Origin of the sequence: Enterobacter sp. Ap-1006 (assembly GCF_011752835.1) — a bacterium.
Taxonomy (GTDB): domain Bacteria; phylum Pseudomonadota; class Gammaproteobacteria; order Enterobacterales; family Enterobacteriaceae; genus Cedecea.
The window spans coordinates 108411-127595 of sequence record NZ_VWWU01000001.1 but is presented as its reverse complement, the minus strand read 5'-3'; the positions used below and the strand labels follow the sequence as shown (position 1 = coordinate 127595).

Below are 19185 nucleotides of genomic sequence, written 5' to 3'. Positions count from 1 at the left end.
CGCAAGTTCTAACCTGCGGTTGGTATTGCAAACTTGAGCCAGCGCTTAGCCACCTGCGACATCAGCAGCTCGCAGCCGACGGCCAGCAGGGAAATCACCACTGACCCGGCGATCACCTGCGGATAGTCGCGCTGCCCCAGGCCGTCGATCAGGAAGCGTCCGAGGCCATCTAGCCCGGCGTAGGCGGCAACCACCGCCGTCGCAATTAGCTGCAGCAGCGAGGTTCGGATGCCGGCAAAAATCAGCGGCATCGCCAGCGGAATACGCACTTTGATCAGACTTTGCAGCGGCGTCATACCCATCGCTTTGGCCGCATCGCACAGCGTTTGATCTGCGTGGCTGATGCCGACGTAGGTGTTGGTCAGCATCGGTGGAATCGCCAGCGCGACGAGGGCGATAAACACCGGCACATCGTTAAAACCCAGCAGCATGATGCACAGCAGGATTATCCCCAGCGAAGGGAATGCCTGGCCGATGTTGAACAGGTTGATGGCTAAAAACGCCCCGCGCCGCCAGTAGCCGAGCAGAATGCCAAGCGGCTGGGCGATCAGTGCCCCGAGCAGCAGGCTTATCAGTACGTAATAAAGATGCTCGCCAAAGCGGTGCCAGATGCCGAGATCGCCGCCCCAGTGGTCGGCCTGCAAAAACCAAAGCCAGGTTTGCTGAACGATCTCCATCAGCGCGTCCACCCCGTCAGGCTATAGCCGAGACGCGCGATCAGCAGGTCAAGCCCCAGCGACAACACCAGGCTCAGCGCCAGGCTGACCAGAATCGGCGTTAAAAAGTTTTGGTTGAACCCCAGGATCATGAGCTGCCCCAGCCCGCCCTGACCTATCAGCGCGGTGACGATCACTAACCCCACCAGCGTCACGGAAGCGATACGCAGCCCGGCAAACAGCGCGGGCAGAATCAGAAACAGCTCCACGTCGATAAAGCGGCCAAAGCGCGTGTAGCCCAGCGCCCGGCCAGACTCCAGCACGTCGGCGGGCAGTTTTTGCATACCCGCCAGCACGTTGCGCAGCAGGATCAGCAGCGAATAAAGCGTCAGACCAATCACCGCCGTGGTGACAGACAGCCCGGTCCAAGGCAGCAGCAGAATAAACAGCGCTAGCGACGGAATGGTAAACAGCACCCCGCTCAGTGAAATCAGCGGGCCGGCCAGCGCCGGCCAGACGATGGACAGTAAAAGCATCCCGGCGGTCAGCAACGTCCCCATCGCCAGGGACAGCAGCACCATCTGCAAATGCTGCAGCATCAGCTCGCCTATCATGTCGAGATTGTCGCTCACCCATTGCCAGTCAATCATTGCGGTGCAGCTCCTGATGCCGGTTAAGCGCATCGCTCAACAGAGCGCTGTCCACGGCTCCGGCGTAGTGCCCTTCGGCGGTGACGCGCACCAGCACGCCCTGCGGGACGTCGAGCAAGGCGCTGTAAACGTGGCGCAGGGACTCACTTTCTTTGGCAATACGAACCGGCAACTGCTGCCCGTTTTCCTGCCAGTGCTGAGGCCGCCCTTCGGCGTCCAGAACCAGCGCACGCTGCCCGTGGAGCAAGGCAGGGTCGGCGGATGCTGGCTCATCATGTGTGAAGACCGGCACATCCCGGCGCGGCAGATCGCCCACGCGCATCATGCCGAGGCGCTTGAGATTAGGTTCAGGGCCAATAAAGTCACGCACAAAATCGCTGGCTGGCCAGGAGAGAATATTGTCCGGAGTATCAAACTGCTCGAGGTGCCCGCCTTCGCGGAAAATGGCAATGCGGTCGCCGAGGCGAATCGCCTCGTTGATGTCGTGGGTCACCAGAATAATGGTTTTATGCAGCCGGGCCTGCAGCGCCAGAAGCTCACCTTGCAGCCTGTCGCGCACGACGGGATCGATGGCGGCAAAAGGCTCGTCCATCAGCAAAATCGGCGGATCGGCCGCAAGGGCGCGGGCGATAGACACCCGGCTTTGCTGCCCGCCGGAGAGCTGATGGGGATAGCGCTTCAGCACCAGCGGGTTCAGGGACATCAGCGCCACCAGCTCGTCGATGCGGCGGGAAATGGCTCGCTTGTCCCAGCCTAAAAGACGCGGCACGGTAGCGATATTTTCCGCGACGGTACGATGTGGAAACAGCGCCGGGCTTTGCATCACAAAGCCAATTTTGCGGCGAATCTGAATGATATCGGCACGGGAGAGCGGCTCTCCCTGAATATAGACTTCACCGCTGTCCGGGATATCCAGGCGGTTTATCATTCGCAGCGTGGTGGTTTTCCCGCAGCCGCTGGGGCCAACAAAGGTGCAAAACTCCCCTTCGTGGATGGTCATATTCAGCGAGTTGATCGCGTGCTGTACATTGCCCGGATAGATCTTATTGATGTTTTCGAGTTGAATCATGATGCTTCTGCACTTCCCCATACCGCGCAATCTTGCCCTTCGGACTTATACGTTTCAGCACACGCCGGGGCAGTATTGCAGAGGAAAAAGGGTTCACAAATTCAACATGATGCTAAGCGTTGCCGGAAAATAACTATCAGCAATCATCGGGTTATTTCTTATAAAAACAACAAATAAGGTAGCTATTTAAAAGCCATTTCTCGCGCTACTATCGTTAAGTACGCGACAAAACGCGCCTGATAATTCCTCCTACAGAAAGCTTATCCGATGAACCAAATACACTTTATTGAAGGCCCGGTTGGTGCGGGTAAATCGACCTACGCTAAGGCCCTGGCCAAAACCGACGGGTTTACCCATATCGCGCTGGACGAGTGGTTCGTGCGGCTTTATAGCCCCGACCGTCCGGCCGGGAATTTTGTGCCCTGGTATGTGGAACGCAAAGACCGGCTGATTGAGCTTATCCTGAGCTATGCCCGCACGGTGCTTGCCACCAACAGCATTGCGCTGGAGCTGGGCCTAATTCAGCAAGGTCCAAGGTTAGCCCTGCTCCGCCAGCTGCAGGAAGAAGGTATTCCGTTCTGTGTGCACGTCCTCGACGCGCCCAAAAGCGTTCGCCGCGAGCGCGTGCAGCGCCGCAATACCGAGCAAGGCGAAACGTTCTCGATGGTGGTACCGGACGAGATCTTTGAAATCGCCAGCAGCCTGTGGGAAGCGCCCGATGAGTTTGAACAGGAAGAGTTTGAGTTTGTTTTCCCGGCTACCGCCAGCCGCTAACTGACCCACAGGGAGAAGTCGCCATGCCGCAGATTTATGCTCGCCCATTAACGGCGGGGGACACGATAGCCGTGTTTTCCCCCTCATCGGCGGCCACCACGTTTGCCCCACAGCGCTACCAAAGGGCGAAAGCTTTTATTGAGTCGAAAGGATTCTGTCTACAGGAAGGCAGCCTGACGGGCAAAAAGGATTACTGGCGTTCTGGCTCCATTCGCGAGCGGGCGGATGAATTTAATGCCCTTTTGCATGACCCGAACGTGCGCTGCATTATTTCGGCCATCGGCGGCTTAAACAGCAACTCGCTGCTGCCTTATATTGACTACGCGCAGCTGATGAAAGATCCCAAAATCATCATCGGCTATTCGGACGTAACCGCGCTGCTGGCGGGTATTTATCAAAGAACTGGGCTGATTACCTTTTATGGCCCGGCGGTGGTGGCTTCTTTAGGTGAATTCCCTCCGCTGGTCGACATCACGTTTGACTATTTCCTCAATATTCTCAGCCGGCCTCAGGCACTGCCTTACACGCTGAGCCAGCCGGCAGCGTGGACCGAGGAAATGCTCGACTGGGAAACACAATCCCGGGCGAAAACTCTGCGTCCGGGCAGCTGGTGCTTCGAGGGCACAGGCAAGGTAGAAGGCCGCGTCATTGGCGGCAATCTGAATACGCTTTACGGCATCTGGGGCAGCGAATACATGCCCGATATCAACCGGGGCGATATTCTGTTTATCGAGGACAGCCTGCACAGCGCGGCGGAGCTGGAGAGGGAGTTTTCCCATCTTTTACTGTGCGGCGTGTTCGACCGCATCGCCGCCATTGTGCTCGGCAGACACGAGCTGTTTGACGACCAGGGCAGCGGAAAAACGCCGCTGCAAATCCTGAGGGAAGTGCTGAACGGTCGCGAGATCCCCATCGTCTCTGATTTTGACTGCTGCCACACGCACCCGATGCTGACGCTCCCGCTCGGCGTGCGGATGCGCATCGACTTTGACACGCAGACCATGTCGCTGACCAGCCAGTGGCTGGCATAAAACGAAGGCGTCGCAATGATGACTGAAGAACTCATCCAGACAGGGGAAAGCAAAGTGCTCTGTTTTGCTGAGCAAGGCACCACGTTTGATGACGAAGCGGTGCGGGAAGGCATCAGCCAGGCCATTGAGCGGCAGGCGGAGTGGATCGCCCTCCCCATCAAGCGGCTCCCCGACAGCTTTTTCGATTTGCGTACCGGCGTGGCGGGACTTTGGCTACAAAAGCTGGTGAATTACCGGCTTGGGCTGGCGATCCTCGGGGACGTTGAACCCTGGCAAAGGAAGAGCAAGGCACTCGAAGCGCTGATCGTGGAATGCAATCGCGGCAAAAGCTGCTGGTTTTTACCGGATCTTGCGAGCCTTCAGGCTCGCCTGGCAAAAGACCTTCAGTAATCGAAGGCCAGCATCCCCGGATTATGGTTACTCAAAACGCCGTAGTTCTCGGGGTAAGTGGCTAAGCAGTTCGTAGCCGTCATCGGTGATGAGCAGCATATCTTCCAGCATGATAGCACCGACGCCGATGCCGTAGTAAGGCGTCTCAACGCTAAAGACCATGCCCGGCTCAAAGGTTTCGGTTGCCGCTGCACTTACGAAAGGTGCCTCTTCCAGGCCTAAGAACAACCCATCCCCATGCCCTAAATGACCCCGATTGTAATGGGGTAAGCCATGGGATTTAATTTTGCTCATCGTGTCGTTAAACACGTGGCTGAGCTTCACGCCCGGGCCAATCAGACTGAGCATGTGCTCGTGGCCCTGCAGAATGGTTTGGTAGATCCGCTCCGCCATTGCCGTGGGTTGCCCAAACACCACCGTGCGCGCTAAATCCGCCCCGTATCCGGCGACATCCACGCCGCAGTCAAATTTGATTAAATCCCCGGATTTAACGGGTTCACGGCTCGGGATAAGTTTGGGGGCAAAATCGTCGCCCACCGAGATCAAGTGGAAGCGCGAAAGGTTGGTCTCCGGGTGCTGCATAATGGCCGCTTTGTAGGCGGCCGTGAGATCCCACGCTGAGCAACCCGCGCCAATCGCCTTAAAGGCTTCACTGATGCCGTACTCGGTTACCTGCGCGCTTTTACGCAGGAAGGCTATCTCCCACGGGCTTTTGACCATCCTCAGTTCATTGAAGATTGGCGTGGAATCCACCAGCCGTAAATTCGGGATCACCTTATCCAGCGTTTGTTTGCCGCCATTGCTCATCGCATTCAGCTCGATAGCGATGCTTTTATCCAGCACGCCCGCGTCCGCTAGCGTGGACTTGAGGAGAGAGAAAACCGCCTCAACCGGCGGGCCAATCGGCCGCTCTTTCACCACCCGCTGCGGGTTGAAAGGTTCATCCACATCCACCCAAACCGGGAAGGTCTTCAGCTCATAGTTCGCCAGTTCAAACTGCAGCCCGGCCGCCTCAAACTCGTTCATCACGATCAAAGATGGCAGCTTTTCATCCCGGAAAATGACCGCCAGCGCCGCGCCGGTATGGCGAAAGGTGTACATAAAGAAGCTGGCAAACCCGGTGACATGGCAAAAGTTGTCCGGGGTGGTCACCACCAAAGCCTCTATATTATGACGAGCCATAATAGCCCTGGCTTTGGCCGTGACCGCTTGTAGATGATCTGCTTTATTCATGGTGTTCTTTAATCTCCGGACACGCCTGTGATTCAGGCGTGAGTTTACATTCGTTAATCCAACGGGTAGCGCCAGGGGCCGTTCACTTTTTGTATGATTAACCGATAGCGGGCAACCGGCTGGATCCCCATCAATAGTCGAAGGCCAGCATCCCCGAACGCCAGACGCTGGTGGCGCGAATCAGTGCTTTATCACGCAGGAAATTAATCAGCGTGGCGATCACTTTGTCGTGGCGCAGTTCAGGCCGAGTGACGATAAATAAGTGGCGGCGTAATGGCTGGGGCAAATCCAGAATACGCATATTCTCCGGCACCGGCAGCACCGACAGCCACGGCATGATTGAGAACCCCAGCCCCTGATTGACCAGCCCAACGATGCCGCTGTCGCTGGTCAGTTTGTGGACAACTTCGTTACGCAGGCCCATTTCGCGACAGCGCTCTACGGCAGGACTGAGCGTATTGGCATTCGGCTGGATAAACGGCAGCTTTTCCAGCTGATGCCAGTTAAAAGACTGCTGTAACCGGAAGCTGCGCGGCAGCATCAGCACATAGGGATCGCTGATGTAAGGCACGCCGTGCAGTGATTCAGGATAGCCCTGAATAGTGATGCCGATGTCCGCTCGCCCGGAGAGAACGGCGTCGTTGAGATGATGGTATTCCGTCGCGCTGTCATCAATATCCAGATGGATATCGGGCAAGGTGTTGGCCAGCGCCTCAAAGTAAGGCGGCAGCAGGTTCGCCGTCGCACTGCGGAAGCAGGCCACCCGTACCCGGCCGGCTAGCTGAGGCGCTTCCGCCGCCGTCTGCTCAATGCCGTCCAGCAGTAGCATGATTTTTTTCGCATCTTTAAGGATCTGCGTGCAGGCCACGGTGGGGATACAGCCGCTGCGAGAGCGGTGCAACAGGCGCACCTTCAGGTGCAGCTCCAGCTCGGCAATCGCATGGCTGATGCGTGACTGAGTACAGCCCAATATTGCCGCCGCAGCGCTAAAACCATTATTTTCAACTACAGCTATCAGCATCTCCAGCTGATTAAGCTTTATTCCGGCCATTTTTACCGTCAATTATAGGATTAATCGCGCTTCGACAAATCGAATTTCTTCATAGACCAGGAAAACATATCACGGTTTTCGGTTGCCGCCTACCGACCCTCTTCCCATCATATAGCCAGCCATTACGGCATATAAAAGCCAAAGCACAAGATCTGACACCTGCACTTTTAAGGAAAACCTGAGCATGCCCGGCATCATCCACTACGGAACCTTCGTTCTCTCTTTCATTCTGCTGTTAATCATTCCCGGCCCCGGTAACCTGATCCTGATCACCAGCGCCAGCAAGGGCGGCGCGCGCAGCGGCTATCTCTGCCTGATGGGCATTTTGCTGGGCGACCAGGTGCTGCTGTGGCTCGCTATCGCGGGCGTGGCGGCGCTGCTCGAGTCCTCGCCTCATGTTTTCCTGGTCATTAAGTGGTTGGGTGCGGCTTACCTGCTGTGGATGGGCGCCCAGCTGCTGATGAAGGCCAAAACCGGTGCCCCACCGCCGCCGACCCCCCATAGAAGAACGCCTTTTCTGCAGGGCATGTTTATCACTCTGATGAATCCTAAACCGATCCTGTTTTACGTGATGTTCCTGCCGCTGTTTATCGACCCGGCGCGCAGCCTGGGCATTCCCACTTTCGCTATTCTGGCGGGTACCGCCGCTGCGCTGACCTTTATCTACTGCACAATTATGATCTTCCTGACCACCTCCCTCGCCGAGAAGGTCCGCGCCCGTCCCGGCATAGTTTTCCTGCTGGAGAAAATCGTTGGGTTATGCCTGGCCATTTTTGCCGTTAAGCTAGCGTTTTTTAGCTAATCAGCACGTGGGGGATAAACAATATTTACCCCCCAGGGCCGGCATTCAGCATGACTTCAAAAATCGCACTCAATGGCACAATTAACGCTTCTTCATCGGTGGTAAGTGGCGTCAGGCCAACGGTTTGCCGCATAAGCTGAAATCCGGCAATGAAAGACAGAATTATGGCCGCATTTTGTGCCGCGCTGGGCCCGCCAATAACCTGAGCCAATGTTCTGAGCTGGTGTTTTTCAATTTGCGCACGTGATATCTGCGCGGCTTTTTCACTGGCGGCAGAGCGCAGCATTATCTGGAACCCCTCCAGAGGCAGCGCACCATTTCTGGTAATAGCTAACAGCACCCTGGCAATATCCTTTCCGGACTCCGGCTTTTTAAGCAGCTCGGGCATCACCACGGAGGTGGTCGCTATTGATTCGGCCAGAACCTCTGAAAATAAGCCCTCTTTAGAACCAAAGTAGCGATTGATCAGCATCGCTGTCACCCCGGCTCCGGCGGCGATATCACGCACACCGGCCCCCTCATAACCACGCTCGGCAAATGCCCGGCGGGCAGACGCTAAGATAGCCAGCCGCGTTGAGGAAGCATCGCGCTTACGCGTTGGAGATGGATCGGATTTGGCCATAATTATACACCTGTAGACATTTCGATCTGATTGCAATAGTCTACACTTGTATACATTCAAATACCAACCCGACCATCGCTGCTCAGGCCCTGAAACAATCCATTTGGTATTGCGGGGCGGCAACTTCATGAGGACATTAAACAATGGCAGATACCGTTCTGGTGACCGGTGGCAGCGGATTTATTGCCCGCTGGATAATCATCCGATTACTGCAGTCTGGTTTTCGCGTCCGGGCCACGCTGCGCAAAATTGAGGATGCAGCGGAAATTAAAGCCTCACTGGCTCCGATTATCCGGGATCTGACGGACTTGTCCTTTGTTGTCGCAGAGTTAACACGCGATGAAGGCTGGGATGAAGTGATGCAGGGTTGCCGCTACGTTCAGCACGTCGCTTCGCCACTGAGGATCGACGGAAAAAGCACGCATCATGAGATGCTGCAAGCCGCACAGGAAGGAACGCTCCGTATTTTGGATGCCGCCATCAAGGCCGGGGTGGAACGCGTGGTCTTTACCTCTGCGGCGGCAACGGCAACGCCGCCAATGGAAAGTGCGGCCAGCAGCCTCAGCGATGAGAGCGTCTGGTTTGATCCAGGCGAAAGGCAGGTCGATATTTATCGCCTGTCGAAAAGGCGAGCCGAACGTTCCGCGTGGGATTATCTCGCCCAGGAAGGGAAAACATCTCTGCTGACCACGATACTCCCCGGCGCCGTTTTTGGCCCGGTGCTGACCAGAAAAAACCTGGGTTCGGTGCAGGTCATTGACCGCCTGCTAAACGGTAAAATGCCCGCCACCCCGCGCCTGGGTTTCGAAATCGTTGACGTGCGCGATCTGGCCCGCCTGCACGTCGAGGCCATGACTCACGACGCAGCGGCGGGGGAACGCTTTCTGGCCGTGGGTGAATTCAAATGGCTGCATGATATCGCTCTCCTGTTGAGAACACTGCCGGGTGTCAAACCCGAAAAGATCTCCCTCCGGGTGATGCCGGACACGATCTACCGTCTGCTTTCGCTGTTTCAACCCACGCTGAAAGCGATGCGGACCAGACTGGGGAAAAAACATCTCCACACATCCCGTAAAGCAAACATGCTTTTTGGCTGGGAACCCCGTAGCACGCGTGAAACGCTGGCCGACTGCGTGCATTCACTGTTAGTCACAAAAGGCGCGGAAAAATAGCGACTAACTGATGGGAGACTCTGCCTGTGAAAAATAAACGTTTATTCGTCAGAATGTTGGCCGGAACCGTTGGATTGGGCGTGCTGACGACTTTTATCCTCGCCGGGATTGTGTCATGCGCGGGCTATGATGCTTTTGGTGCAAAACCTTCCAACTCACGCCTGGCGCAGATTGAACATTCCCCCCAATGGCACGACGGGCAATTTGTTAACCCGCAGCCGCAATGGCAGAACGGTTTAGGGGCATGGCGTGATTTTCTGTTCGGCGACAGCGTTAAAGGAGCGGTTCCGGAAGAGCCAGTGCCTACGGTGAAACCCAACCCCGCCCTGCTCTCTTCTCCTTCGCAAAGCGGCCTGCGCGTGACATGGTTTGGGCACTCATCGCTGCTGGTACAGCTTGCGGATAAAAATATTCTGATCGATCCACTGTGGGGAAAACGCTTCTCACCGATCTCTTTTGCCGGACCGGCGCCATGGTACCCCCCAGGGATTGAACTCAAGGATTTACCGCCGGTGGATGCGGTTTTGATTTCTCACGATCATTACGATCACCTTGATTATGCTACGGTCATGGCCCTGAAATCAGGGGCGACACGTTTTATCGTTCCCCCCGGCGTTGGCGCACACCTCGAGTCCTGGGGCATAGCGGAAAATCGCATCATTGAACTTGACTGGTGGCAAAGCGTCGCGCTGGGAGAGGTCACTATCACCGCCACACCGGCACGGCATAAATCCGGCCGCTTCTTTGGCCAGGCAAATAAAACGCTGTGGGCCGGATATGCCCTCAGCAGCACGAAAAATCGGGTCTGGTATTCCGGAGACACAGGTTTTCATAACGATTTAGCCACTATTGGCGAACGACTCGGCCCATTTGATTTAACCCTGATCGATGCAGGCCAGTACGATGCGAACTGGCCGGATACGCACTTAGGCCCTGAACTTGCCGTGCTGGCACATCGTCTGGTTAGAGGAAAGAAAATGATGCCGGTTCATTGGGGACTTATCCAGGAAGCCCGTCACCCCTGGACGGAGCCGGCCGAGCGTGTCATTGCGGCCGCGCGCTGCCAGAAGGTGAGCGTTCTTATCCCGCGTCCAGGCGAGAGTATTGAGCCCTCCCTTACCGCAGCCACTGAGCGTTGGTGGCCCCATCAGCGCTGGCACTCTGCTAAAGAACATCCGGTCATCGCCACGGAAAACGGCGATCCAGATCGGCGGGTGGTTGCCCCAACCTGTTCTTCCATCTGAAAGGCCATGACCGTCGAGATTATCCCGCTCCTCCCCGTGGAGAAGCGGGATAAAGTTAGCTAAACAGCGATTGCGCCTCCAGATATGCCTCAAGCCCCTGGACGCCCATCTCTCGACCGAGGCCGGATTGCTTGCACCCGCCCGCGGGGATCCCCGCCTCATCCAACAGATCGAAGGTTTTATTCACCATCACAATCCCGGCCTGAATCGCGTCGGCAACCCGTTGTCCTCGCGCCGTGTCGCCGCAGCTAACCCAGCCCATTAAGCCATATGTGGTGTCATTGGCTATGTGGATAGCCTCTTCTTCACTGCGATAGGTCAGCACACACAATACCGGCCCAAAGATTTCCTCCCGGGCAATCTTCATTTGGTTATTCACGTTCACGAAGATCGTTGGCCGCGTAAACCAGCCACCTTCCAGCCCTTCAGGACTGCCTTCTCCCCCCGCCAGCAGCACGGCACCCTCTTTTATTCCGTGGGCAATATAGCCCTGAACTTTTTGGAACTGCTGCTCGTTCACTAGCGGCCCGAGACGAGTCTCCGCCGCCTCTGGCAGCCCAACTTTCCACTCCGGCAGGGCGCGAAGAAGGGCCTGTTTCATTGCCTCGAACTGGTGCTCAGCCACCAGCAGGCGGCTGCCTGCGATACAGGCCTGCCCGTTGTTGCGAAAGGCGGCTTCGATCGCAAATTGCGCGGCCTTATCAAGGTCGGCGTCGTCCAGCACGATATGCGGAGATTTCCCCCCCAGCTCAAGGGTCAATCGTTTAAATGTCTCGGCGGCATGACGCATAATAACCCGCCCGGTTAACGTGGAGCCGGTGAACGAGATCTTCGCCACATGAGGGCTTTTGGCCAGCTCTGCGCCGGCCACGCTACCCAGGCCATGAACAAGGTTCACCACCCCTGGCGGCAAACCTGCGGCATCAATACATTCAGCCAGCAGCTGAGACTGAAGCGGGCTGAACTCGCTGATTTTAATCACGGACGTACAACCGGCGGCGATGGCAGGCGCAAGCTTATTGCACACGGTAAATAGCACGGCGTTCCACGGCGCAATCAGGCCACAAACGCCCACCGGCTTCATTGTCACCCTTGCCGCGCCCACCGGCTGGCTAAATTCATAGCTCAGCAGCGTCCGTTTCATATTCAGCAGCAGTTTAGCCGCCCCCTGGATCGAATACTTATTGTGCAGCGGCGGGCTACCGTACTCCAGCGTTCTGACCGCAACGTGCTCGCTTTCACGGGCCAGAATGGCGTCATGCAGACGCTGAAGATATTCAGCACGCTCTTCGACGCTTGACCGGGAGAAACTCGGGAAGGCAACGTTTGCCGCCTCAATGGCTTCGCGTACATCCTGTTCATTGCCCAGCGTCAGCTGCGCAATGGGCTCCTTAGTGGATGGATTGACCACCACCATCGTTTGCTTCCCACGCGAGTCGGTAAAACGGCCATTAATATAGTGCTGAGTAATAAACTTCATGTTGACTCCTGTTTTTGGGCCGACGCCAGCGCAGCCGTGCGGCTAACCGTCCTGGCGAAGTGTTGGCGGCAATGCCAGAGGGTAATGGCAGCCAGGCTGCCGAGTAGCAAATAGGTCACGCCAATGGCGCTTCCCAGGTCGTTTGTAAAAAGGTAGGCCTGAATTATCACCACCAGCCCCGGCCCGATGGCCATCCCGGCGGCGTTGTAGCACATGATAAAAAGTGCAGAGATGCGGCCGCGATAGCGCTCGGGTGTGGCGATTTGTAGCGCGGCGCCAGCCACGCCGGAGAAGGGCTGTATAAACTGGATAGCAGCGTAGCAAACCACCGGCACCAGCAAGCTTGTACCGGTTAAAAAAGCGCTCCCACCCAGGACCGCCATCACCGAAGCAACGATGAAAAAATGGCGTAAATGCGCATCACGCCTGCCGCGCAGCCAGGCGCGATCCACCCACCATCCGGAGAAAATCAGCCCTGCGGCACAAACGGGAAACTGCATAAAAGCCATCAGCATGCCTGCCTCATGAATCGCCATGCCGTGCGTCCTCATCAGCCATGTCGGCATCCAGGCCGCAGCGCCATGTATCATCGAGGCAAGCAGGCTAAAACCAACAAAGTGCGTGAGTAAAAAACGGCGGTTTTCCGCCAGAAACTGGCGAAAATGAGTGACATCAGGCGAATGCGAGACAGGAGAAGAAGTTGAGTTTTTGGGGATGAAAAGCGTAAAAATCGAAGCAACAACGCCCAGCAATCCCGTGAGTAAAAACACTTTCTGCCAGGGTTCAATATTCGGCATCAGCGAAAATACCGCGCCCCCTTCAGAGGCATAGGCAATAAAAAATCCTCCCAGCAGAAAAGAACTGGCGACACCGATTTGCGTCCCTGAAGCCAAAATGCCCAGTACCAGCGACAACCTGTGCGGGGGGAACATCTTGCTCAGAATACTCCAGCCAACCGGCTGCAGCGTCGCCTGGCCAATCGCCAGGCAGGCACGCGCCACCAGTAGCCCGGTAAAGCTGCTGACCAGGCCAAACGCCAGCGTGGCCGCAGACCAAATCACAATGCCCACAAAAAGAATAACGCGTTTCTGATAACGGTCAGCCAGCCACCCAATCGGCAGGCTGCCCAGCAAAAAGAAGGCGGCAAAAATCGGCCCCTGGAGCAAGCCGATCGCAATATCATCCAGCAGCAGCGTGCTTTTTATCGGATCGACAACTAACCCGGGCAAAAAGCGGGACATACTGGCCAGCGCGGACAAAATGACCAGAAATCCCAGTACTCCCCAGGCGCGAGCGTTTTTGCCTGACTTAGCCATGACAAAACGAAGACGTTCACCTATCCCACCACGCATCAGCTCTCCTTGTTTCCCCTAAAACCCGGCGGCAGAAAGAATGTTTTTTCTTTCCGGGGCCGGATGAAGAAAACGTTAAGAGAAAGGGGCGAGTTCTGGCATATGAGTTCGTTCGTAAAACAGTATCAAGCGTTCAAAAATTTGCGCCACAGGCAGATTGGGAAGTGATTTTTCAATGCAGGTGAGGATAATCAATTTCATGAAGATAACGCAGGCCCAAGAGGATGCCCGTGAACTCAGATCCGCTCTCTGATATTCTGTCTCTGACCAAAGTGATCCCCACCGTCGCCGGGGGCTTCACCGCCGGAGGTAGCTGGGCCATACGCTTCCCGGCCCCGTGCAAACTCAAGTTTTTCGCTTTGCTGAAGGGGAAATGCTGGCTGATTCTGGAGTCAGGCGAAGCCCCGATTTACGTACAGGAAGGCGATATCTTACTCCTGTCGCTCACTACGCCATTTACCCTGGCCGCCACGCTGGATGCGCAGCCCATAGATGCCAGAACACTTTTCGCAGGCAAAAAGACACAAACTATTGGCCACACCGAGGATTGCGTGCAGATTGGTGGGCATGTCCTGCTTGATGCCGCCACCGGGTATTTGCTCTCCAGCGTCCTGCCGACCCTGATACACATCCGCGCCTCTCAGCCGCAGGCGGAAAGCCTTAAATGGCTGCTCACGCAGTACGTTAAGGAGAGCGCCCGCCCCGAAGCTGCAGGTCAACAAATTGCCACCTCCCATCTGGTAAACCTTATGTTCGTGCAAATTTTGCGGATATTTATTGAGGATGGTGCCCCTATGTCAGCGGGCTGGTTACGCGGCATCGGGGATCGCCGTCTTGCCCCCGCTTTACGCCGTATTCACGGCGCCCCCGAATACGCATGGACGGTGGAAGAACTGGCTAAAACCTGCGCCATGTCTCGCACTTCCTTTGCCATCTACTTCCGTGACGTTGTCGGCAGTACACCACTCAACTACCTGACCCGCTGGCGCATGCAGTTGGCAGAAAAAGCCCTGCGGGATGACGATGTGCCGCTGAACGTGCTGGCAGAAAGACTGGGCTACGCCTCGGAAAATGCCTTCAGCACCGCCTTTCGGCGGGTAACGGGAAAAACCCCACGCAGCCTGCGCGAACCTACACTGCCGGGCGTGGCACAGTAGCTCAGTCGGAGGATGTCAGCCCGGAATCCCTGGATAACGCCTCCGGCGATGATAGCCGCCGGAGGCCAGTCCTGTGTTTTCATACGCCCTCCTCCGTGTTCGATATTTCAACACGGATAGCATCACCTTAGTTTACTGTGCATGCCACGAACCATGAGTCAGATGCGTTAGTTTTTGACGGTACTGGATAGGCTTAGGGGAAATCATTCCGTAGGGAATCTGGTATACGTGAAAAAAGAAAAACACCAAATAATAATTTGATTTTACAGTAAATACCATTCTGCCCATACCTGCTTTGCTCTCTGGCGATCTCGTTAGGTGATAACCTACCTTACCCCTATACACCAGGCTGCTTCCTGGCAGATGACCGCTGGATAGTTTGCGGTGGTTGGCCAAAGGCACGGATGAAGGATTGACGCATCCGCTCACGATCGCCAAATCCGGCCTCTCTCGCTACCACTTCCACCGGATGATTGGTCGTTTCCAGCATGATGCGCGCGGCCTCGACGCGAAGGCGCTCAATGGCCTTCGCCGGAGACTGTCCTGTCTCTACGCGAAACACCCGGCTGAATTGGCGCGCACTCATGCCTGCGACATCCGCCAGTGCTTCCACCGATAGATTGGCCCTCAGATTCGCACGCACGTATGTCAGCACCTTCTGGATGCGGTCGGACTTTGCGTTCATGTCCACAAGAGTGGAGAACTGAGACTGCCCGCCGCCGCGACGATGATAGAGGACCAGCTTTTTCGCGATGAGCTTTACGATTTCCGGTCCGAGATCCTTCTCCACAAGGGCGAGAGCGAGGTCGATCCCGGCACTCATCCCGGCGGAGGTCCAGATGTGCCCGTCAGTGATGAAAATACGATCCTCCTCGACTCTGGTCGTAGGGTAGGATCGCTTCATGCGCTCTGCATAATGCCAATGGGTCGTTGCGGCCTTGCCGTTGAGCAATCCTGCTTCTGCCAAAACAAACGCGCCCGTGCAGATGGATGCGATGCGCCTGACCCTGCCGGAGACGTCACGCAGGTAGGTTAGCAGGGTCGGGCCAGGCGGCGATATGTCGTTGTCGCCGACTATGATAAGTGTGTCGAATGGCCGCTCCCCAAGCGCGCATGTTTCCACGACGAACCCTTGCGACGAGCGCACAAGGCCACCGGCCTCCGAAGCCAGAACAACCTCGTAGGTCGGTCCATCACCGTAGAGGTTCGCGTATTCAAACACGGAGCCTACCGCCAACCCAAGCGCCTGAAAGCCGGGATAGACTACCAGCCCTATCGTCAACATGTTTCTTCCTCGACCGTCTTAAATAACGTGATATTACGCTTTTATGCCATCCTTGCTCAATGGCATAAATCTTGGCATCTATGTCATTGCAGACATTATATTGAGAAAGCTACGCTCTCTATCAGACAACATTCTATGGAGAAAAATGATGGCAAACGAAATCAAAGCTGGTCTGGCTGTAGTAACCGGAGCATCAGCGGGTATCGGTGCGCTCTATGCCGAGGGCCTTGCAGCGCGAGGATATGATTTACTGCTCGTTGCGCGCCGCGCCAACCGTCTGGAGCAACAGGCTGAGCGTATCCGCAAAGCTTCCGGCCGTAAGGTCGAGGCATTGGCGCTTGACCTTGCCCAACCGGGCGACCTCAAGGTGTTGGAAGATCGCATCGGCGGCGATGAAACGGTCAGCGTTCTGGTGAACAATGCTGGCGTCGGCGGCCTTGGTCTGCTGGCGCAGTCAGCAGCGGAGGATGCTGGAAACCTGCTCGCACTCAATATCGTCGCGCTAACCCGCCTGACCCACGCCGTACTGCCGGGGATGCTCAGCCGGGCGAATGGGGCTATCGTTAACGTCGCCTCCATTCAGGCTTGGTTGCCTCGGCCCAACAACGCGGCCTATGGCGGCAGCAAGGTCTACGTCCTGCAATTCACGGAAAGCCTGCAACAGGAGGTCGAGGGTCGCGGCGTTTTCGTTCAGGCGCTCATGCCGGGAGCAACGGCAACGGATTTCTGGTCGTCCACGGGGATCGACATCAAGACTCTGCCCACTCACGTGGTCATGTCAGGCGAGGATTTTGTCGGGGCGGCTCTGATCGGGTTCGACAAGCAAGAGCCTATCTGCATTCCAGGCCTGCCCGATCTGACTTCGTGGGAGGCTTTCACCACGGCGCGGCGTAACCTCGGGCAAGCTTGCCTGACCAACAGCCCTGCGCTCCGCTACTCCGCTTAATATTGGCCATTCCACTTAGCGTCCTTAGGCGGCAGCGACAAACCGCTGGCGACCCAAGGACCAGGTGAAGCCTGCTCGCTCGGCATCGGCGATCATTTGCGCACGCACCTCACCGGGATATCTCGGAGAGAATATATGCCCGATGAGGTTCCTCCGTATCAGCATATTGGTGGCAACAGGATCGTGGTTCAGAGGATAGAAGCGCGCATCCGGTTCGTTGTGACGATTGTCCATCATCAAAACTCGGGTGGGACTCAATGGGAATGTAACCATAGCATCTGGGTCTTCAGTCCTTGATGCCGCCCAGCATTACCACCCGCTAACACAGGATTGTCCGATGTAATGAGTGCGGGCTTTTCGCTGAAAAGGACCGCCCGGCGCATCTCAAAAAACATCTCGGCAATACCGGCGGATGGCCTCAACAGTCGTTCCATGCTTTCTTCATATCTTCTTCGGTGGCATGGCGACAGGCGAGCCACGATGAATGATCCAGCCCCATACGTTATCGGCTATCAGTGCCATGCCCTATGCCATAAAAAAGTGGTGCCTGCCGATGCCCCAAATTGCCAGACCAGGATGTGAAAAAGCCCGCATTTACGCGGGCTTAGAGATGTTTTACTGCTTATACGTGCAGGCTGTTGCCAGACGTTAAATCATTCCCACTCAATCGTCGCCGGTGGCTTACCAGAAATATCGTAAACCACGCGGGAGATGCCGTTCACTTCGTTGATGATGCGGTTGGACACGCGGCCAAGGAAATCGTACGGCAGGTGCGCCCAGTGCGCGGTCATGAAGTCGATGGTTTCTACCGCACGCAGGGAAACAACCCAGTCGTACTTACGGCCATCGCCCATTACGCCCACGGAACGGACCGGCAGGAACACGGTAAACGCCTGGCTCACTTTGTTGTACAGGTCGGCTTTGTGCAGCTCTTCGATGAAGATAGCGTCGGCGCGGCGCAGCAGGTCACAGTACTCTTTCTTCACTTCGCCCAGCACGCGAACGCCGAGGCCTGGGCCTGGGAACGGGTGGCGGTAAAGCATATCGTACGGCAGGCCCAGCTCGAGGCCGATTTTACGCACTTCATCTTTGAACAGCTCGCGCAGTGGCTCAACCAGGCCCATCTTCATCTCTTTCGGCAGGCCGCCCACGTTGTGGTGAGATTTGATGACGTGTGCTTTCCCGGTCGCGGAGGCCGCAGATTCGATAACGTCAGGGTAGATAGTGCCCTGCGCCAGCCATTTAACGTCTTCCAGCTTCAGCGCTTCTTCATCGAACACTTCCACGAACACGCGGCCGATGATCTTACGCTTGGCTTCCGGGTCGTTTTCGCCCGCCAGCGCGGTCAGGAAGCGGTTTTCGCCTTCAACGTGAACGATGTTCAGGCCGAAGTGATCGCCGAACATGTCCATTACCTGCTGAGCTTCGTTCAGGCGCAGCAGGCCGTTGTCCACGAACACGCAGGTCAGGTTTTTGCCGATGGCGCGGTGCAGCAGCATCGCGGTGACGGAAGAGTCAACGCCGCCGGACAGGCCGAGGATAACTTTGTCGTCACCGACCTGCTCGCGGATACGGACGATAGCATCTTCGATGATTTTTGCCGGGGTCCACAGCGCTTCACAGCCGCAGATTTCCAGTACAAAACGCTCCAGCAGACGCTGGCCCTGACGGGTGTGGGTCACTTCCGGGTGGAACTGCACGCCGTAGAAGCGTTTTTCTTCGTTGGCCATAATGGCAAACGGACAGGTTTCGGTGCTGGCAACGGTCACGAAGTCAGACGGGATAGCGGTGACTTTGTCGCCGTGGCTCATCCAGACGTCCAGCAGCGGTTGACCGGCTGCGCTCAGGGAGTCTTCGATACCGCGAACCAGCGCGCTGTCGGTTTTCACTTCAACCTGCGCGTAGCCGAATTCACGCTCGGTAGAGCTTTCAACGTGGCCGCCCAGCTGCATGGCCATGGTCTGCATGCCGTAGCAAACGCCGAACACCGGCACACCGGCTTCGAACACGTACTCAGGTGCACGCGGGCTGTTTGCTTCGGTGGTGCTTTCCGGGCCGCCGGAAAGGATGATGCCGCTTGGGTTGAACTCACGAATTTGAGCTTCGGTAACATCCCAGGCCCACAGTTCGCAGTAAACGCCCAGCTCACGGACGCGGCGCGCCACCAGCTGAGTGTACTGAGAGCCGAAGTCGAGGATCAGAATGCGATGTTTATGAATGTTTTCCGTCATTGACGTTAATTCCGAGGCAAGTGATACAAAACAAAAACAC

General features: G+C 56.4%; 19 protein-coding genes. 8 read left to right on the top strand and 11 right to left on the bottom strand.

Annotated elements, in window-relative coordinates:
• Positions 1–8 precede the first annotated feature (8 nt).
• The 3 genes from F3J28_RS00615 to F3J28_RS00605 are packed head-to-tail and all read right to left on the bottom strand — an operon-like array spanning position 9 to position 2375.
• Positions 9–677, bottom strand: coding sequence for an ABC transporter permease (locus tag F3J28_RS00615; RefSeq protein WP_166871743.1), 669 nt, complete (start codon positions 675–677; stop codon positions 9–11).
• On the bottom strand, positions 677–1306 hold the full coding sequence (locus F3J28_RS00610; protein ID WP_166871740.1) for an ABC transporter permease: 630 nt from the start codon (positions 1304–1306) through the stop codon (positions 677–679). Before F3J28_RS00610 ends, F3J28_RS00615 begins: the two co-directional genes overlap by 1 nt.
• Positions 1299–2375: an ABC transporter ATP-binding protein gene (locus F3J28_RS00605; protein ID WP_166871737.1), complete on the bottom strand. Its 1077-nt coding sequence runs from the start codon at positions 2373–2375 to the stop codon at positions 1299–1301. The genes F3J28_RS00610 and F3J28_RS00605 overlap by 8 nt, the downstream gene beginning before the upstream one ends.
• A gap of 267 nt (positions 2376–2642) precedes the next feature.
• On the opposite strand from F3J28_RS00605, the gene F3J28_RS00600 reads away from it, so the two are divergent.
• Genes F3J28_RS00600 through F3J28_RS00590 form a run of 3 tightly spaced genes read left to right on the top strand, consistent with a single transcriptional unit; the run spans position 2643 to position 4570 of the window.
• The gene (locus F3J28_RS00600; RefSeq protein ID WP_166871735.1) at positions 2643–3149 is read left to right on the top strand and encodes a P-loop nucleotide/nucleoside kinase family protein; all 507 of its coding nucleotides are present in this window, start codon (positions 2643–2645) and stop codon (positions 3147–3149) included.
• 23 nt (positions 3150–3172) lie between these two features.
• A complete protein-coding gene (locus tag F3J28_RS00595) occupies positions 3173–4180 on the top strand; it encodes a S66 family peptidase (protein ID WP_166871731.1) in 1008 nt (335 codons plus the stop codon).
• A 15-nt stretch (positions 4181–4195) separates the two neighbouring features.
• Entirely contained in the window at positions 4196–4570 is a 375-nt protein-coding gene (locus tag F3J28_RS00590; RefSeq protein WP_166871728.1) for a DUF4180 domain-containing protein, read from the top strand.
• Positions 4571–4597: 27 nt separating this feature from the next.
• Here the strand turns inward: F3J28_RS00590 and F3J28_RS00585 are convergent, their stop codons facing one another.
• Both F3J28_RS00585 and F3J28_RS00580 read right to left on the bottom strand, forming a co-directional pair.
• Positions 4598–5803: a M24 family metallopeptidase gene (locus F3J28_RS00585; protein WP_166871724.1), complete on the bottom strand. Its 1206-nt coding sequence runs from the start codon at positions 5801–5803 to the stop codon at positions 4598–4600.
• Between the two features lie 130 nt (positions 5804–5933).
• On the bottom strand, positions 5934–6854 hold the full coding sequence (locus tag F3J28_RS00580) for a LysR family transcriptional regulator (protein ID WP_166871722.1): 921 nt from the start codon (positions 6852–6854) through the stop codon (positions 5934–5936).
• A 184-nt stretch (positions 6855–7038) separates the two neighbouring features.
• On the opposite strand from F3J28_RS00580, the gene F3J28_RS00575 reads away from it, so the two are divergent.
• Complete coding sequence (locus F3J28_RS00575; protein WP_166871720.1) at positions 7039–7656, top strand: LysE family transporter; 618 nt, start codon at positions 7039–7041, stop codon at positions 7654–7656.
• 25 nt (positions 7657–7681) lie between these two features.
• On the opposite strand, the gene F3J28_RS00570 is transcribed toward F3J28_RS00575, so the two are convergent.
• Positions 7682–8278 (bottom strand): TetR/AcrR family transcriptional regulator, encoded by a 597-nt coding sequence (locus F3J28_RS00570; protein WP_166871717.1) that lies wholly within the window; start codon positions 8276–8278, stop codon positions 7682–7684.
• 143 nt (positions 8279–8421) lie between these two features.
• Between F3J28_RS00570 and F3J28_RS00565 the strand changes: the two genes are divergently transcribed.
• Positions 8422–9450, top strand: coding sequence for an NAD-dependent epimerase/dehydratase family protein (locus F3J28_RS00565; RefSeq protein WP_166871714.1), 1029 nt, complete (start codon positions 8422–8424; stop codon positions 9448–9450).
• A 26-nt stretch (positions 9451–9476) separates the two neighbouring features.
• On the top strand, positions 9477–10694 hold the full coding sequence (locus F3J28_RS00560) for an MBL fold metallo-hydrolase (protein WP_205247057.1): 1218 nt from the start codon (positions 9477–9479) through the stop codon (positions 10692–10694).
• A 55-nt stretch (positions 10695–10749) separates the two neighbouring features.
• Here the strand turns inward: F3J28_RS00560 and F3J28_RS00555 are convergent, their stop codons facing one another.
• Together F3J28_RS00555 and F3J28_RS00550 are read right to left on the bottom strand one after the other, a co-directional pair.
• Positions 10750–12174 (bottom strand): aldehyde dehydrogenase family protein, encoded by a 1425-nt coding sequence (locus F3J28_RS00555; protein ID WP_166871711.1) that lies wholly within the window; start codon positions 12172–12174, stop codon positions 10750–10752.
• The gene (locus tag F3J28_RS00550; protein WP_166871708.1) at positions 12171–13526 is read right to left on the bottom strand and encodes an MFS transporter; all 1356 of its coding nucleotides are present in this window, start codon (positions 13524–13526) and stop codon (positions 12171–12173) included. The genes F3J28_RS00555 and F3J28_RS00550 overlap by 4 nt, the downstream gene beginning before the upstream one ends.
• Before the next feature lie 230 nt (positions 13527–13756).
• Here F3J28_RS00550 and F3J28_RS00545 point away from each other — a divergent pair, with 230 nt between their 5' ends.
• Positions 13757–14683 carry an AraC family transcriptional regulator gene (locus F3J28_RS00545; protein ID WP_205247056.1) on the top strand — a complete coding sequence of 309 codons (927 nt, stop codon included), beginning with the start codon at positions 13757–13759 and terminating at the stop codon, positions 14681–14683.
• A gap of 337 nt (positions 14684–15020) precedes the next feature.
• On the opposite strand, the gene F3J28_RS00540 is transcribed toward F3J28_RS00545, so the two are convergent.
• Positions 15021–15968 (bottom strand): GlxA family transcriptional regulator, encoded by a 948-nt coding sequence (locus F3J28_RS00540; protein ID WP_166871703.1) that lies wholly within the window; start codon positions 15966–15968, stop codon positions 15021–15023.
• A 145-nt stretch (positions 15969–16113) separates the two neighbouring features.
• On the opposite strand from F3J28_RS00540, the gene F3J28_RS00535 reads away from it, so the two are divergent.
• Positions 16114–16914 carry an SDR family NAD(P)-dependent oxidoreductase gene (locus F3J28_RS00535; RefSeq protein ID WP_205247055.1) on the top strand — a complete coding sequence of 267 codons (801 nt, stop codon included), beginning with the start codon at positions 16114–16116 and terminating at the stop codon, positions 16912–16914.
• 24 nt (positions 16915–16938) lie between these two features.
• Here the strand turns inward: F3J28_RS00535 and F3J28_RS00530 are convergent, their stop codons facing one another.
• Positions 16939–17151 (bottom strand): hypothetical protein, encoded by a 213-nt coding sequence (locus tag F3J28_RS00530; RefSeq protein WP_166871700.1) that lies wholly within the window; start codon positions 17149–17151, stop codon positions 16939–16941.
• Positions 17152–17567: 416 nt separating this feature from the next.
• On the bottom strand, positions 17568–19145 hold the full coding sequence (gene guaA / locus F3J28_RS00525; protein WP_008459400.1) for a glutamine-hydrolyzing GMP synthase: 1578 nt from the start codon (positions 19143–19145) through the stop codon (positions 17568–17570).
• Between the last annotated feature and the right edge of the window lie 40 nt (positions 19146–19185).